This is a genomic window from Mesobacillus boroniphilus JCM 21738, assembly GCF_000517385.1.
Taxonomy (GTDB): domain Bacteria; phylum Bacillota; class Bacilli; order Bacillales; family Cytobacillaceae; genus Mesobacillus; species Mesobacillus boroniphilus.
Genome location: NZ_BAUW01000003.1, coordinates 19,687 through 34,101 on the forward strand (window position 1 = coordinate 19,687; position 14,415 = coordinate 34,101).

At 46.0% G+C, this 14,415-nt stretch carries 14 protein-coding genes and 2 pseudogenes; 12 read left to right on the forward strand and 4 right to left on the reverse strand.

Features of this window, described 5'->3' with window-relative positions; all coding sequences use genetic code 11:
* Window positions 1–79: 79 nt before the first annotated feature.
* The 5 genes from nrfD to JCM21738_RS01795 all read left to right on the forward strand — a co-directional run bounded on the left by nrfD (window position 80) and on the right by JCM21738_RS01795 (window position 4,433).
* A complete protein-coding gene (gene nrfD / locus JCM21738_RS26490) occupies window positions 80–703 on the forward strand; it encodes an NrfD/PsrC family molybdoenzyme membrane anchor subunit (protein ID WP_256360162.1) in 624 nt (207 codons plus the stop codon).
* A complete protein-coding gene (locus JCM21738_RS25015; RefSeq protein ID WP_243462842.1) occupies window positions 693–1,985 on the forward strand; it encodes a molybdopterin-dependent oxidoreductase in 1,293 nt (430 codons plus the stop codon). The genes nrfD and JCM21738_RS25015 overlap by 11 nt, the downstream gene beginning before the upstream one ends.
* Window positions 1,982–2,644, forward strand: a complete 663-nt coding sequence (locus tag JCM21738_RS25020) for a molybdopterin-binding domain-containing protein (protein WP_243462843.1) — start codon at window positions 1,982–1,984, stop codon at window positions 2,642–2,644. The genes JCM21738_RS25015 and JCM21738_RS25020 overlap by 4 nt, the downstream gene beginning before the upstream one ends.
* Window positions 2,632–3,738 (forward strand): molybdopterin dinucleotide binding domain-containing protein, encoded by a 1,107-nt coding sequence (locus JCM21738_RS25025; protein WP_243462844.1) that lies wholly within the window; start codon window positions 2,632–2,634, stop codon window positions 3,736–3,738. The genes JCM21738_RS25020 and JCM21738_RS25025 overlap by 13 nt, the downstream gene beginning before the upstream one ends.
* 110 nt (window positions 3,739–3,848) lie before the next feature.
* Entirely contained in the window at window positions 3,849–4,433 is a 585-nt protein-coding gene (locus JCM21738_RS01795; protein WP_031308031.1) for a molecular chaperone TorD family protein, read from the forward strand.
* Between the two features lie 324 nt (window positions 4,434–4,757).
* Here the strand turns inward: JCM21738_RS01795 and JCM21738_RS01800 are convergent, their stop codons facing one another.
* A complete protein-coding gene (locus tag JCM21738_RS01800) occupies window positions 4,758–4,982 on the reverse strand; it encodes a DUF1128 domain-containing protein (protein ID WP_023625710.1) in 225 nt (74 codons plus the stop codon).
* Window positions 4,983–5,084: 102 nt separating this feature from the next.
* Window positions 5,085–6,430: pseudogene (locus JCM21738_RS01805) on the reverse strand (alanine/glycine:cation symporter family protein).
* 273 nt (window positions 6,431–6,703) lie between these two features.
* On the opposite strand from JCM21738_RS01805, the gene JCM21738_RS25030 reads away from it, so the two are divergent.
* The 4 genes from JCM21738_RS25030 (at window position 6,704) to JCM21738_RS01815 (ending at window position 7,976) form a co-directional block, all read left to right on the forward strand.
* Complete coding sequence (locus JCM21738_RS25030) at window positions 6,704–6,844, forward strand: hypothetical protein (RefSeq protein WP_243462845.1); 141 nt, start codon at window positions 6,704–6,706, stop codon at window positions 6,842–6,844.
* A 104-nt stretch (window positions 6,845–6,948) separates the two neighbouring features.
* Window positions 6,949–7,110, forward strand: coding sequence for a hypothetical protein (locus JCM21738_RS25035; RefSeq protein WP_243462846.1), 162 nt, complete (start codon window positions 6,949–6,951; stop codon window positions 7,108–7,110).
* A gap of 52 nt (window positions 7,111–7,162) precedes the next feature.
* Entirely contained in the window at window positions 7,163–7,339 is a 177-nt protein-coding gene (locus JCM21738_RS26970; RefSeq protein ID WP_369385594.1) for a YhjD/YihY/BrkB family envelope integrity protein, read from the forward strand.
* A gap of 22 nt (window positions 7,340–7,361) precedes the next feature.
* Entirely contained in the window at window positions 7,362–7,976 is a 615-nt protein-coding gene (locus tag JCM21738_RS01815; RefSeq protein WP_369385595.1) for a YihY/virulence factor BrkB family protein, read from the forward strand.
* A 639-nt stretch (window positions 7,977–8,615) separates the two neighbouring features.
* Here the strand turns inward: JCM21738_RS01815 and JCM21738_RS01825 are convergent.
* Window positions 8,616–10,535, reverse strand: a complete 1,920-nt coding sequence (locus JCM21738_RS01825; RefSeq protein ID WP_023625705.1) for a heavy metal translocating P-type ATPase — start codon at window positions 10,533–10,535, stop codon at window positions 8,616–8,618.
* A gap of 194 nt (window positions 10,536–10,729) precedes the next feature.
* Here JCM21738_RS01825 and JCM21738_RS01830 point away from each other — a divergent pair, with 194 nt between their 5' ends.
* Window positions 10,730–11,668 (forward strand): DMT family transporter, encoded by a 939-nt coding sequence (locus tag JCM21738_RS01830; RefSeq protein ID WP_023625704.1) that lies wholly within the window; start codon window positions 10,730–10,732, stop codon window positions 11,666–11,668.
* A 61-nt stretch (window positions 11,669–11,729) separates the two neighbouring features.
* On the opposite strand, the pseudogene JCM21738_RS01835 reads toward JCM21738_RS01830, so the two are convergent.
* Window positions 11,730–12,907: pseudogene (locus tag JCM21738_RS01835) on the reverse strand (MFS transporter).
* Between the two features lie 163 nt (window positions 12,908–13,070).
* Here JCM21738_RS01835 and JCM21738_RS01840 point away from each other — a divergent pair.
* Window positions 13,071–13,457: an OsmC family protein gene (locus JCM21738_RS01840; protein WP_023625702.1), complete on the forward strand. Its 387-nt coding sequence runs from the start codon at window positions 13,071–13,073 to the stop codon at window positions 13,455–13,457.
* Between the two features lie 315 nt (window positions 13,458–13,772).
* A complete protein-coding gene (locus JCM21738_RS01845) occupies window positions 13,773–14,390 on the forward strand; it encodes a YczE/YyaS/YitT family protein (RefSeq protein WP_023625701.1) in 618 nt (205 codons plus the stop codon).
* Window positions 14,391–14,415 lie beyond the last annotated feature (25 nt).

The following is a 14,415-nucleotide window of genomic DNA, read 5'->3' on the forward strand; positions in this document are numbered from 1 at the left end:
CGTGACCATATGTGGATGAAGATTCTCGGCACAATCGATCCCGCTTGCAATCCTTGGGGTCCACGGCGGAACTGGAACCATTTTCGCCGTTGTAAAAGCAAGACCAGCATGGCATACAGCTTTATTTCCAATCATCTTCGTCGTATCCGCAATGGTTTCGGGAACTGCGCTTCTTTTAGCGATGTATATCATCAAGAAAAAGGTGCAAAAACAGCCAATTGACCAGGGAATGGTTGTATCGCTGGCAAAACTGATGGTCGGCTTCCTGATCATCGACCTTGGCCTGCAATTCTATGAATACCTGATCGGCTGGTACGGCCTTGAGACAGAACACCTTGATACGCTGGCAACGATGATGGCCAGTGAAAAAGCCTGGTCGTTCTGGATCGTGCAGATGTTCCTTGGAGCAGTCATACCAATTACCATCGTTTTCTGGAAAAAAACGAGCCAAAACATAAACGCGCTGCTCGCGGCCGCTGTCCTGATTGTCATCGGAATCATCGGCGTCCGCTTCAACATCGTCCTGCCTCCATTAGTGGTGCCAGTTTTCCATGAACTGCCTTGGGGCAATTACGCACCGACAATCAAGGAATGGATGGTAAGTGTCGGCGTTGTCGCGATGGGATTATTAATCTATTCATTCGGCGAGCTGCTGCTGCCAATCGAAGAAACTTCTGACGAGGTGAGCCATAATGGAAAATAAACCAATGAAACGGCGTGGATTTTTAAAAGCGCTCGGAACGCTCGGAGCGGTCGCATTCGTCGGGCCGGCATTCGTCGGTCCAATCAAGCAGGTCATGGGCGATGTCTGGATCGATGAGCCGCATGGAACCGGCACCGATTATCAGGATTATACAGCAGAAAATGTCATCTTCACGTCATGCCAGCAGTGTAATGCTACATGTACGATCAAAACCTATATCACTGCGGGGGCGGCAGGCGGTGCATACTCTTCCATCGTCCGCAAGATTGCCGGCAACCAGTACAGCCCAATCAACATGGTGCAAATCGGCCATATCAACTACGATACTCCGGTATCACAGGCTGTAAAGGGCACTGGCGATGTGGCAAAAACGGGACGCGGCCTCCGCGGCGGACGCACTTGCCTGAAAGGCCAGGCTGGCATCCAGACGAACTATGACACGTTCAGGATTCAGAAGCCATTGAAGCGTGTCGGCGAACGTGGAAGCGGCGTCTGGAAAACAGTCAGCTGGGAAGAGGCTTACAAGGAAATCCTCGAGGGCAGCAAGGACATTGGCACTCCAGGGTTAAAAGAAATGTGGAAATACGTACCGGAAGCTGCAGTCATGGCTGATTGGGATAAGCTGAAAGCAGGCGACATGACAAAAGCTGAATTTGATAAAAAATACAAGGATATCCTGATTGATACAAACCATCCTGACCTGGGCCCTAAAGCGAACCAGATTGCAGTCATGGCAGGGCACAGACGCGAATTCATCGAACGCCTTGCAGTCGGAAGCCTAGGAACAGCCAACTATTATGACCATGGCGGCTATTGCGGCATCACAAGCGTAATGGGAAATGTCCGCTCGCATGATGCCGAAAAGGCGAAGAAGCGGATGATTCCTGATTATGATAACGCAGAAATGGTCATCGTCTGGGGAACAAACCCGATGGTCGCAAACCGTGGGCCGACCACATTCGCACCGCAAATCACCAATGCGATTGACCGCGGCATGAAAATGGTCGTCATCGACCCGCGTTACAGCAAGACAGCAGAGAAAGCACATGTCTGGGTTCCGGTAAAACCGGGTGGTGACGGTGCGCTGGCGATGGCAATGTGCCGCTGGATCATTGAAAACAATCGCTATGACGATATTTACCTTCGCAACCCGAACCAGGAAGCAGCAAATGAAGATGGCGAAACAACCTGGAGCGATGCATCCTTCCTTGTGAATGTAGGGGATAAAAAGCGGCCATTCGTCCGTGCCAGGACCTTGGAATCGGCGGCGAGGAATTTGTGATCATCGAAAACGGCAAGCCAGTTTCCCATGCAAAGGCAAGAAACGGCGAGCTTGATATCGCTACAACGATTAATGGTATAGAAGTGAAATCCGTCTTCAGGATTTTTAAAGACAGGGTCATGGAAAAATCAATCGAAGAATACGCAAAGCAGGCAGATGTGCCGGTTGACCAGATTGTCCAGATTGCCAGGGAATTCACATCCCACGGCAAAAAGGTCGGCATCCATTCATATCGCGGACCGGCGATGCACACGAATGGCTACTACAGCGTGAGGGCAATCAATATGCTCAACCACCTTGTCGGGAACCATGACTGGAAAGGCGGCGACACAGTACTTGGCGCCAAGTATAAAGCAACCGAGGGACGCTATGATCTTGTGACAGTCCCGAATGCTAACAAAGGCTGGGGCATCCCGGTTACAAGGCATAAGGTTCCTTATGAAAAAACATCATTATTCGCTAAAGATGGCTATCCTGCGAAGCGCCCATGGTATCCATTTGGCAATAAACTGATCCATGATGTCCTTCCAAGTTCTGCGGAAGGCTACCCATACAAAATCAGGGCATTGTTGATCAACAGGACTTCACCGGTCATGGCCGGACCAAGATCAGAAATGCAAGCCAAGTTCATCAGGACCCTAAGGTCGTGGAACTTGTAGTAGCATCTGACGTGATCATTGGCGAGACTTCAAAGTACGCAGACTTTATCTTGCCGGACCTTGCCTACCTTGAAAGCTGGAACGCAGAGGACATCTTTCCGATCCTGAAGCATAAATTCGCAGGTGTCATCCAGCCGGTGACAAGAGTCGTTCCTGACGCGCGCCCAACAGAACAGGTATACATCGATTTGTTGAAAGGTCTGGGCCTTCCAGGTGTTGGCGACAATGCATTGGCTGATGGATCAGCAATACACACGCCTGAAGACTACTATTTAAAACGGATTGCAAACATCGCATTTGACGGGCAGAAGCCTGTCAAAGATGCAAATGCGGAAGAGCTGGCGATTTTTGAAAAAGCAAGAAAGAAAGCGCTCGGCAAATATTTTGACATCCAGAAGCTGAAAGATGCCGTCAAACCAGATGAATGGAAGAAAGTCGTCTACGTATTGAATCGCGGCGGACGCTTTGAGGCAGCAGGCGATGAATATATCGGCAACAAACTCAAGTATCAGTGGGCAAAACAGGTTTATTTTTACGATGAAAAAGCTGCAGGCTTCAAGAGTGCCTACACTGGCAAGTTTTTTGAAGGCGTGCCGGTGGCAGAGGAAATCAAGACTTACGACGGGGAAGTATACAAGCCGAACAAACCGCTGCAATTCATCAACTGGAAATCACGGAATATGGCAACGCATCGTACCGAAGGCAATACTTGGCTTCGTGAAATCAAGCCGGAAAACTATGTCTGGATCAACCCAATTGACGCGAAGAAAAAAGGCATCAAGACCGATGACGAGATTTACATCTCATCCAACAATTCCAAAGTGAAGGGCCGGGCGCTTGTAACACCAGGAATCAACCAGGCGTCGTCGGTGCGAACTTCAGCTTCGGCCATGATGCTTATGGTTCGAAGGCAGTCAAAGTCGACGGCAAAACAATCGAGCCCGCAGGAAAATACGGGCACACAAACTACGAATTCAACAAGCCGCTGCATGAAGAATCCGGCTACGCTAAACCGCGCGGACTGGGCTTCTCAGTCAATGCCTTATCAGATCGCGATGGCAGCTATTTTGAAGGTTACCTTGCAGACTTGCTGATTGGCGGACCTGCACAGCAGGACGTATTCGTAGACGTGGATAAAGCATAACATCATCGGGGGTGCCTTGATGGGCTCCTCGAAATTTCTTGAAAAATGAAGGTGGAGACAATGATGGAAGAACGATATGGAAAGCTCGCATTCGCGAATATCATGACAAGCATCTGGCTGGGGGATTGGGATACCTATGAAGCATTCATGAACGACATCCCCGAAGGAATGCGGGAGGAGCTTACATTTCATTCATTTTACAATCGGGATGAAGTGCAGCTCTGGTATGACAATCACTTTTTCATACCGGGAGACCACTTTGTCTCCCCTTATTTTTCATCTTATACGAAAAATAATGAAGATGAAGAAGCTCGCAGGCATGAACTGCTTTGCCTGATTGGCCTTTATGAAAAAACAGCCTTCTACTTCCCGCTTGAACAAGACAGACTGCCAGACCATTTCGGCAGCATGACAGCATTCATCAGCTCGATTTTACAGGGAGAGATCAAAGCGGAGCAAGAGGGCGACCCCGAACACCTACAACAGCTGGAGGAAATCGAAGCGGAAATGATGACAAGATTCATCAAGCCGGTTCTTAAACCACTGCTTGAAAATGCCGAAGCAAAAATCAACCATCCATTCTTCAAAGAGTTCCTAAGCTTTTATGCAGAAATGATGAGTGATAATTGGGTGGAGGCAGCATAAAACATGAAACGGTCCTCAAAATGGAGGACCGTTTTTGTATTTGAAAATATCGTGACTACATTTTGAATTAATTCGGCCACATTTTGAATTAATTCGACCACATTTGAAGATTATTCAACCACATTTTGAATCAATTCGACCACATTAGAAGATAATTCGACCACAATTACAATTAATTCGGCCACATTTGAAGATAATTCGTCCACATTTGAATTAATTCGACCACATCCAAAATTAATCCACTCACATTCAGAATATGTCGACCACATCTCATCTCTCTATCACACAACAAAAAAACAGGCACCCAATCAGTGCCTGCTGCAATTACTGCTTTCTTAAATTTCCGAGCTCTTCAGCAATCGCCTGCATTTCATTTGGGCTGAAGTTATTTTTTCTCATGATCATATCATAGATTTCTTTCAATTCTTCATACATCTCGCCGTCAAAGTGAGAAGATTTGATTGCGCCGAGGTTCATGACATTCAATTTTTCTTTGATTTTTTCGATCATGAAATCAACGTTTTCAGGGGAATTTTTAGTTAAGTCCACTCCGTTCATCCTTTCAATGGTTGTACAACCATCTTTCCACGTTCGTATAAAAAAGTCAATTACAAATCCGGCGTCATTGCGACGCCGGATTATGCTCAGGCACTATACGTTAGATTCCTTCTTTTCTTCCTTAATAGCATTCAAGATCTTTCTTGTTTCAACTACGACCACGCCAGACAAGCCGAGCAATCCGATCAGGTTCGGGAAGGCCATCAATCCGTTCATGACATCGGCTACACCCCATACAACTTCAAGCTGGGAGATTGCTCCGATGAATACAGCAAGAACAAACGCGATTCGGTAGTAAAAGACAACATTCTTGCTGAACAGATAGGAGAAGCATTTCTCCCCGTAATAGGACCAGCCGATGATGGTCGATGAAGCGAAGAACAGCAATCCAACCGCGACGATCACTGAGCCTGTCTGGCCAAGGAACTTGTCGAAGGTAGCTGATGTAAGGTCGGCTGCAGTCGCGTCTCCTGTATACAGCCCGCCCATGACAATTGTGATTCCGGTAATAGAACAGATGACGATGGTATCAATGAACACCTGGGTCATCGACACAAGTGCCTGGCGTCCAGGAAGGTCAGTCTTGGCTGCTGCAGCAGCAATCGGTGCAGATCCGAGACCTGCTTCATTGGAGAATACGCCTCGGGCAACACCCATCCTGATGACAGTTCCAAGTGCACCGCCGGCCACAGCCTCTCCAGTAAATGCATCTGTAAAAATAAGTGCAACTGCTGCTGGTACAAGGTCAAAGTTCATAATCATGACCGCTAGTCCAGCAAGAAGGTAAAATCCAGCCATTACTGGGACGAATAAAGCCGTGACTTTTCCGATGCTCTTAATCCCGCCAATCAAGCAAGAGCCGTAAAAATTGTCAAGACAAGCCCTGTAACCCAGGCGGGCACTGAAAATGTTGATTGTACGACGCTGGCAACTGAATTTGATTGAACGAGGTTGCCAATCCCGAAAGCGGCAATTGCCCCAAAAAAGGCAAATAGCACCCCTAGCCATTTCTGGCCAAGTCCGCGTTCAAGATAATACATCGGTCCGCCGGACATCTCTCCATCCTTATCTTCGACCCGGTATTTAACGGCTAAAACAGCTTCCGCATATTTCGTCGCCATTCCGAAAAATGCCGTAATCCACATCCAGAACACAGCACCAGGTCCGCCTGTGAAAATCGCCGTTGCGACACCTGCGATATTGCCGGTACCGACAGTTGCAGCAAGTGCCGTCATCAAAGCCTGGAAATGTGAAATATCCCCTTCAGATCGTTTGTCCTGTTTTTTAGTAAAAGCCAGTTTGAGTGAGTAAGGCAGCAGTCTCATCTGCAAGAAACCAATGCGGAAGGTCAGGTAGATTCCCGTCCCAACAAGCAAAATCAATAAAGGAGGGCCCCAAACCCAGCCGCTGATTTTTCCAATCCAATCTTCAAATGTCATGATGCTCCTCCTAAAAAATTATATTCAGAAAATGTTCTTCAACAAGAATATTCTGATAATTAGTATTAAGTCAAGCAATATCTATTAGGTAAAACTTAGGAGGGAAGCTGAAAGCATACGTGAGTTGTTGTTGTATAGCTGTTTTTGAGGTTGTAAAAATATTATTCACTTTTAGAATTCACGGGAGAGCCACTCATAAAAAGTTACATTATTTTTCACAACACTTGCATGAAGTGATGACAATCGTGGAAAATGTTAGTTAGGAGGCAGGCAATGAGAGACCTGCAAAATGAGAAGGAAGACTCTAGGAGGAGAAAACATGGGCAGTTCGAAAAAGTTTTGGATGGGCATGGTGATAGCGCTTTGGCTGGAGGAGCGGTTACCCTTTTGGAAAATCGACACGACAGGCTGTAAAAGAGGATCTCAGCAAGGTTTCAAGCAGTGTTTCATATGTTGTAAAAAACCCCAATGAGTTTATTGAAGACCTGAGGGAAACAGCGAATAAAGTAAGGGTAACAGTGGAACAAGTAACAGAGGACGTTGCTTTTATTACTGAAAAAGTCGAAGAAATAAAGGATGTACCGCCTCAGGTTACGGAATTGGTCAAAGGTACGAAAGAAACGCTGAGGAAGATTGCAGCATCTGGTCAAGCACCGCAGCATATAGATGAAAAAGATTGATGGATTGACAAGCCCCAGACAGGAGCAAGGAAAGCATAAATGAGGTGAATGGATGGTTGATATATCATTTTTCAGGCATGTGTGGGACAGGATTCAAGAGGACGATGTTCCGGCACTTGCCGCGCAGCTTGCATATTTCTTTTTGCTTTCCTTGTTTCCGCTTTTGATTTTCCTGGTAACGCTTGTGCCATATCTGCAATATCAGAATTGGATATCCTCGGCTTTTTGATGACTATGCACCTGGTGAATCGATGGATTTAATTAAAAACAGTCTGCAGGATATCATGCAAAAAGACGGCAAATTGCTGAGCTTTGGATTATTGGCGACAATTTGGTCAGCCTCAAACGGAATCAATGCGATTGTAAGGGCATTTAACCGTGCATATCGAGTAGAGGAAACAAGGTCGTTTATCGTAAGCAGGCTTATGGCGATCTTTTTGACATTTGCGATGATCTTTGTGTTCCTGGTCGCTTTGATCCTGCCGGTGTTCGGAAAAGAAATCGGCAGCTGGCTGTTCGCAAATTTTGGACTGAAAGAAGAATTTCTTTACGTTTGGAATATGCTTCGCTGGGTGATCAGTATTTTGATTTTATTCATTGTATTTCTTGGTTTGTACTGGATTGCTCCCAACAAGAAGCTGACCTGCGTCAGCGGCATACCGGGATCAGTTTTCGCAACCGGAGGATGGGTGCTCGTATCACTCGGATTCTCTTACTATGTCAGCAGCTTTGCTTCCTACACCGCCACATATGGCAGCATCGGCGCAATCATTGTCCTGATGATCTGGCTTTACTTATCCGCGTATATCATCATCATTGGCGGGGAAATAAATGCTTATTATAGCCAAAAGAAAGCAGGGTGTTGAGGACATCCTTTATCCTGAAATTACCTCAGTTAACGCCTTCGGTTTTAGCAGAAGATACAAAAGAGGCTTGCTCCTCATTTTTGATTAAGGGGGAATTCAGGATGGCTAAGAAGACGAAGAAAGACGGTAGCACCAAGCAAAAAGGCAAAAGCAACCACAGCCAAAAAACATCCGGTTCAGCAAACGGATCAAACGGATATCATTAACACAAAGCGCCCCCATTCGGAGGGCGCTTTATAATTGTATGACAAAGAAATACAATCTCTCAGAAACAACACATGGACGAAATGGCTAAATAGAACTTATGACGGACAGAAATCATTGAAACTGAAGCAAAAGTGTCCGTCATAAGGGGTATGACGGACAGAAATCACCGGAACAGAAGCAAAAGTGTCCGTCATAAGGGGTATGACGGACAGAAATCACCGGAACAGAAGCAAAAGTGTCCGTCATCAAGGGAATGACGGACAGAAATCACCGAAACAGAAGTAAAAGTGTCCGTCATGAGAGCCATGACGGACAGAAACTGGCGTGACAGGTGAAAAAGTGTCCGTCATGAGATGCTCACAGCCATACTTCATTTCAGTAATCTTCAAATAACCAAAAACCCCCGCTGGATTAACCAGCAGGAGCTTCGTTTTATTTTAACAGCCTCAAACTATTTAATATGACCAGTATCGTGCTTCCTTCGTGGCCGATGACGCCGTATGGCAGGTCGAGCAGCTGCAGGAAGTTCGATGCAATCAGCACCATGATCACCAGGATGGAGAAGACGACGTTTTGCTTGACGATCCGGTTCATCCGGCGGGACAGGTCGATGGCTTCGGCAATCTTCGGCAGGTCGTTCTTCATCAGCACGACGTCAGCTGTTTCCAATGCGACATCGGAACCTTCGCCCATGGCAATGCCCACGTTAGCAGTTGCGAGTGCCGGGGCGTCGTTGATTCCATCTCCGACCATGGCAACCTGGCCGTATTGTTCTTTCAATTTCTTCAATTCTTGAACTTTTGTTTCAGGCAGGCATTCAGCAATGTATCCTTCTACATGGCTTTCGGCAGCGATTGCTTTTCCCGTGTTTTGGCTGTCGCCTGTGAGCATGACGGTGTATATGCCTTCTGATTTCAATAGGTCGATTGCCTGTTTTGTTTCTTCTCGGACAACGTCTTTCAAAGCGATCAAACCTGCCAGCTGCCCGTTCCGTTCAATAAACACAATCGTTTTTCCTTCAGCGGCAAGCTCTACTGCAGCGCCGCCTGAAAATGCTTCAGCGGCAGACCTTCCGACAAAGTCAGCTTTTCCGATTTTCCAATCCTCATTTTCCAAGTGAGCCTTCACGCCCCAGCCTGATACATCCTCGATGCTCTCAGGATGAACAAGCTCCTTGCCAAGCGTATCTTTGGAGTATTTTACGATTGCGTTAGCCAACGGGTGGTTGGAGTGGCTTTCAATCGATGCTGCTTTAAGCAGTACTTCATCGCGGTCCAGTCCATCAGCCACGATCATATTCGTTACTTCTGGCTTACCTTTTGTCAATGTACCTGTTTTATCAAAAGCAATTGCTTTAAGGTGGCTCAGGTTTTCCAGGTGGACGCCGCCTTTGAACAAGATTCCGTGCTTCGCGCCATTCGAAATCGCCGACAAAGTAGCAGGCATAATCGAGGCAACGAGTGCGCACGGGGAAGCGACGACGAGCAGGATCATCGCGCGGTAAAATGTCTCCGTCCAGCTCCAGCCAAGCAGATAATGGGGAACGAACATCATCAGTACAACGACTGCCAGAACGACCTTTACATAAGTGCCTTCAAACCGTTCAATGAACAGCTGGGAAGGCGACTTTTCGCTTTGCGCGTTTTGCACTAGCTGGATAATTTTTTGGAACAATGTTTCGTCGTTTCGTTTTGTGATTTCAACGGTAAGTGACCCAGTCAAGTTGACTGTACCGGCAAAAACATCGTCGCCGGAATCCTTTGAAACCGGAATCGATTCTCCGGTGATAGCAGCCTGGTCAATCGTCGTCTGTCCCCTGGCAACCTTGCCATCTGAGGGTATTCTTTCACCGGGCTTCACCAGGATCATGTCGCCAATTTCCAGTTCCGAAACATGCACTCTCTCTTCCACGCCATCTGTAATCCTCAATGCTGCCTCTGGCTGCAGCTCCATCAAAGAGGAAATTTCCTTGTGGCTTTTGTTCATCGTATACGTTTCAAGCGCTCCGCTCATAGCAAAGATAAAAATCAGGATTGCGCCTTCTGTCCAATATCCAATAATGGCCGAACCAATCGCGGCAAAGATCATCAGCATCTCGACGTTCAGCTCTTTGTCTTCGATTGTGGCTTCAATACCTTCCTTCGCTTTTGCAAAACCGCCAATTAAATAAGCCAGGATAAAAGCGATGACAGATGCTGTTTCTGTATCTCCCTTGCTCAAAATCCAGCCAGCCGCGATCAGGATCCCGCTAACGCTCGCGGCGATCAGTTCTGCGTGAGGCTTGATTTTTTCCATAAAGCTTACTTCTGGGACCGAATTCTGCTTTGCTAATGCATTTGCTCCCTGTGCCATCCTTTTCTCCTCCTTTAAAATATCTAATTGATACTAATAATCACAATCATTCCCCTTAAAAAACACGAAAGCTGCCACCAGATTGGTGACAGCGGAAATCCAAGTCAAAAGATACATATTGTGTTCACTATTATGTTACCATACAATATATGCTTTTTAAAAGAATAATTGCTTTCGTCTAAGGAGATAGTTTGATGACAACTAAAGACTTTTTTACACACCCGCTTGGAATTGCTGTTTCGGCTGCTGCGGCGACCCTTTTATGGGGAAGTGCGTTCCCGTTTATAAAACTGAGCTATATCAGCCTTGATATCAAGCCAGAAGAAATGGGTGAACAGATGCTGTTTGCAGGATACCGATTCCTGCTAGCAGGGGTGCTGATCCTGATCATGTTCCTTCTTTTAAAAAGGAGTATGAAATTCAGGCCCGATACGACTAAGTCTCTTCTGAAAATCGGCCTGTTTCAGACGTTCTTGCAATATGTCCTGTTTTATATTGGACTTAGTTATTCAACGGGCATCCAGGGTTCGATCATTGCCGGGACAACATCGTTTTTTCAGATCCTGCTTGCTCATTTCCTTTATCCAGATGACAGGATGAGCCGTTTGAAGGTTGCTGGTCTGATGGTCGGATTCACTGGAGTCATCTTCGCGAATTGGCCAAATGGGGATTACGAAATCAGCTTTGGCATCGGTGAAATTCTGTTGATGGGAGCAATGATGGCCGGAGCTTATGGAAATATACTCGCCAAGCAAGGCAGCGCTAAAATGGAGGTCATTTATTTAACGGCTTACCAGATGATTTTGGGATCCTTAGGTTTGATTGCGATTGGAGCCTTTTCAGTCGGACTTGCTCCATTCGATTTCGACTTAAAATCCGGATTGATGCTTCTCTATCTGGCATTCCTATCAGCGGCAGGGTTTATTTTGTGGAACAATGTTATGAAGTACAACCAGGTCGGGAAGGTTTCCTTGTACCTGTTCCTCGTCCCTGTATTCGGTGTAATTTTATCAGCAGTCCTGTTAGACGAACCCTTACATTATTTTGTCATAGCCGGATTAATATTTGTTGTGGTCGGAATCGTCCTTGTCAACCGGCCTGCACGAAAAAGAAACAGCCTCCCTGCGAAATAGGGAGGCTGTTTTGCATTGTTTAGGAAATCAGGGCTAAACGAGGCGCTTGCAATTTTTGTTCCTACACAGAATTTGCCTGTTGTGTCGATCCTTCATGCCGAACCGCGACAAGAGCAATAAAAATCAACAACAGCATCGTACTGATCACGTAAAAGAAGCTGATGCCTTTCAGCCACTGGATGGCCAGTCCGCCAATGAATGGGCCGCTGATGCTTCCAAAGCTGAAGAAAATTCCGCACATCAAATTGCCTGCTGGCAGCAGCTGTTTCGGCAGCAGGTCTGCCATATAGCTGATGCCAAGAGAGAAAGTTGATCCTACAACAGTTCCTGCGATAAAGAAGCAAATAAGCAATCCAGTCGTCGAATTCTCTAGTAATCCAGCGGCAGTAAAACTGATGAAGCCGGCTAGCGTGACGACGAGCAAGACATTCCTCCGGCCGAGCTTATCACTTAATATACCTAACGGGAGTTGTGAAAGAATTCCGCCGATCGCAAAGGCGGGTAGCAAGAGCGCGACCGCATCGACACCGATTCCTGATCTCATTGCATAAACAGGGAAGTTACCGTTAAGGCTGGCTTCCAAAAATCCGTAGCCAAACGGAGGCAGGAATGCGACCCAGGCGTATTTAAATACTTTTCCAAACCTTTTCATTGTCCCGAAGAATGAACTGCTGTCACTGTCATGTTCCGGGCGCTCATTTTTCAGCAGCCAGACGGTCAGCCAGGCGGCAAGGCTGATGGCAGAAGAAATGATGAAAGGCAGAGTCGTGTTCACTTTTAAAAAACCAGTCATCAATGGACCAGCAGCGAATCCCAGTCCGAAAAACAATCCGTAAAGCGAGATATTCCTTCCAAGCCTGTCTTTAGGCGAAAAAGAGGTAATCCATGTCTGTGTCGCAAAATGAAGCATGTGATCGCCAATCCCGATTGCCAGCCTTAGCAAAAACCAGAACCAAAACGACTTCCATAATGGAAATAGCGCAAGTGAGATGCTACCGTAAAGCCGCCAATAAGAATTATGGGTTTGTAACCAAATCTGCGGAGCGGGGCTTCCATTAATGGAGAGGCGATCAATATTCCTAAATACAAGCCTGTGGCATGAAAGCCATTCATCGATGATGACACGCCATCCTGTTCAAAAATAATCGCAATCAATGGAAGCAGCATTCCCTGTGAAAACCCTGAAATTGCGACTATGCTGACCAAAATCCAGAAACGAAGCTTCATATTTATATTCATAAAATTAAAATCTCCCCAAGTACTTAATACTCTTTAGATGTTAACGATATAAAAATTTATGTGCAACGGTTTTTATTTTTATTTATGGAAAAAATAGTGTAATCTCATGGTAATAGTCAAAATTAACTTTTTAAATAGAGGTTGCGATAGGGGAGAGAGTAACATGGAATTCAAAATGAAACCAGACGTGGGTTTTTTTACAGAAGTAGGCTTCGGAAGGCTGGATGTTGCTGGTGACGAGCAATATGGTTTCAGGCCTTACCAGCTGCTCGTGTCATCAGTTGCGGTGTGCAGCGGCGGAGTTCTTCGCAAGGTTTTGGAAAAAATGAGAATGGACATCAAGGATATACATATCCAGGCTGATGCTGAACGTGTCGAAGAGGAAGCGAACAGAGTAAGCAAGATTACCGTTCATTTCCGCATTGCCGGCAACAATCTCGATGAAAAGAAAATCGAAAAGGCAATGGTGTTGACAAGAAAGAACTGTTCAATGGTCCAATCGGTCATTGGCAGTATCGAGGTTGAAGAAACGTTCGAAATCGTTCAATAAATGTTCTAAAAGGCGAGTTACACCTTTAGCTCAATATGCTATAATCAGTATTGAAATTTACCTGTCTTAATATAATAGAACCAATGAACTCTGTTCCGGGAGGACAGGGTTCTTTTTTCGCTGTAATAGGAAGTTTCCAAGGAGTGTTCCGCGCATTATGGACATTTCAAGCCAGGTAAGCTGATTAAATGTCTAAAAAATGGCCTTTAATAGACATTTCAGGGTAAGCATGCCGAAAATGTCTAATAGTAAAGAACCTTAGGATCAAATTAAAATACTTAATAGAACGGTTATATAAGAAGGAGAATATGGAATATGGCTTTTGCTTATCGCACTCTATTTTACATCATTGGGTTAGTTATTCTATCTTTTGGAGTATCGATGACCATTAAAGCGGGATTGGGAACAGGTGCCTGGGATGCACTCAATGTCGGGTTATCGAAAACGGTGGGGCTGACACCAGGCAGCTGGGTTGTGATTGTTGGAATCGTCATGATCGTCGTCAATGCTGCTTTAGTAAAAAGACGTCCGGATGTAGCTGCGATTATCACCTTGCTCATCACCGGTGTGCTGATTGACTTCTGGCTTTTGCGTGTGTTTGAAGACATGGTGGTTACCGGTTATGCAAAGCAATTCGGGGTCTTTGTATTGGGAATGGTTGCACTAAGCTTTGGACTGGCGGTCTACCTCCAGCCGAAATTCCCGTTGATTCCTATCGACAATTTCATGATGGCATTGAGGGAACGGTTCGGTCTCAATCTGATGGTAGCAAAAACGCTTGGCGAAGTATTTGCCTTGTCTGCTGCGTTCATTTTTAAAGGACCAATCGGTATCGGAACTTTGATTGTAACTTTCGCGATCGGCCCGCTGATTCAATTGTTCTACCCTTACTGTGAAAAACTTTATAATAAGCTGCTCACTTCAGCACGATAAATTTGAGGCTCTGTCCATGAACAGA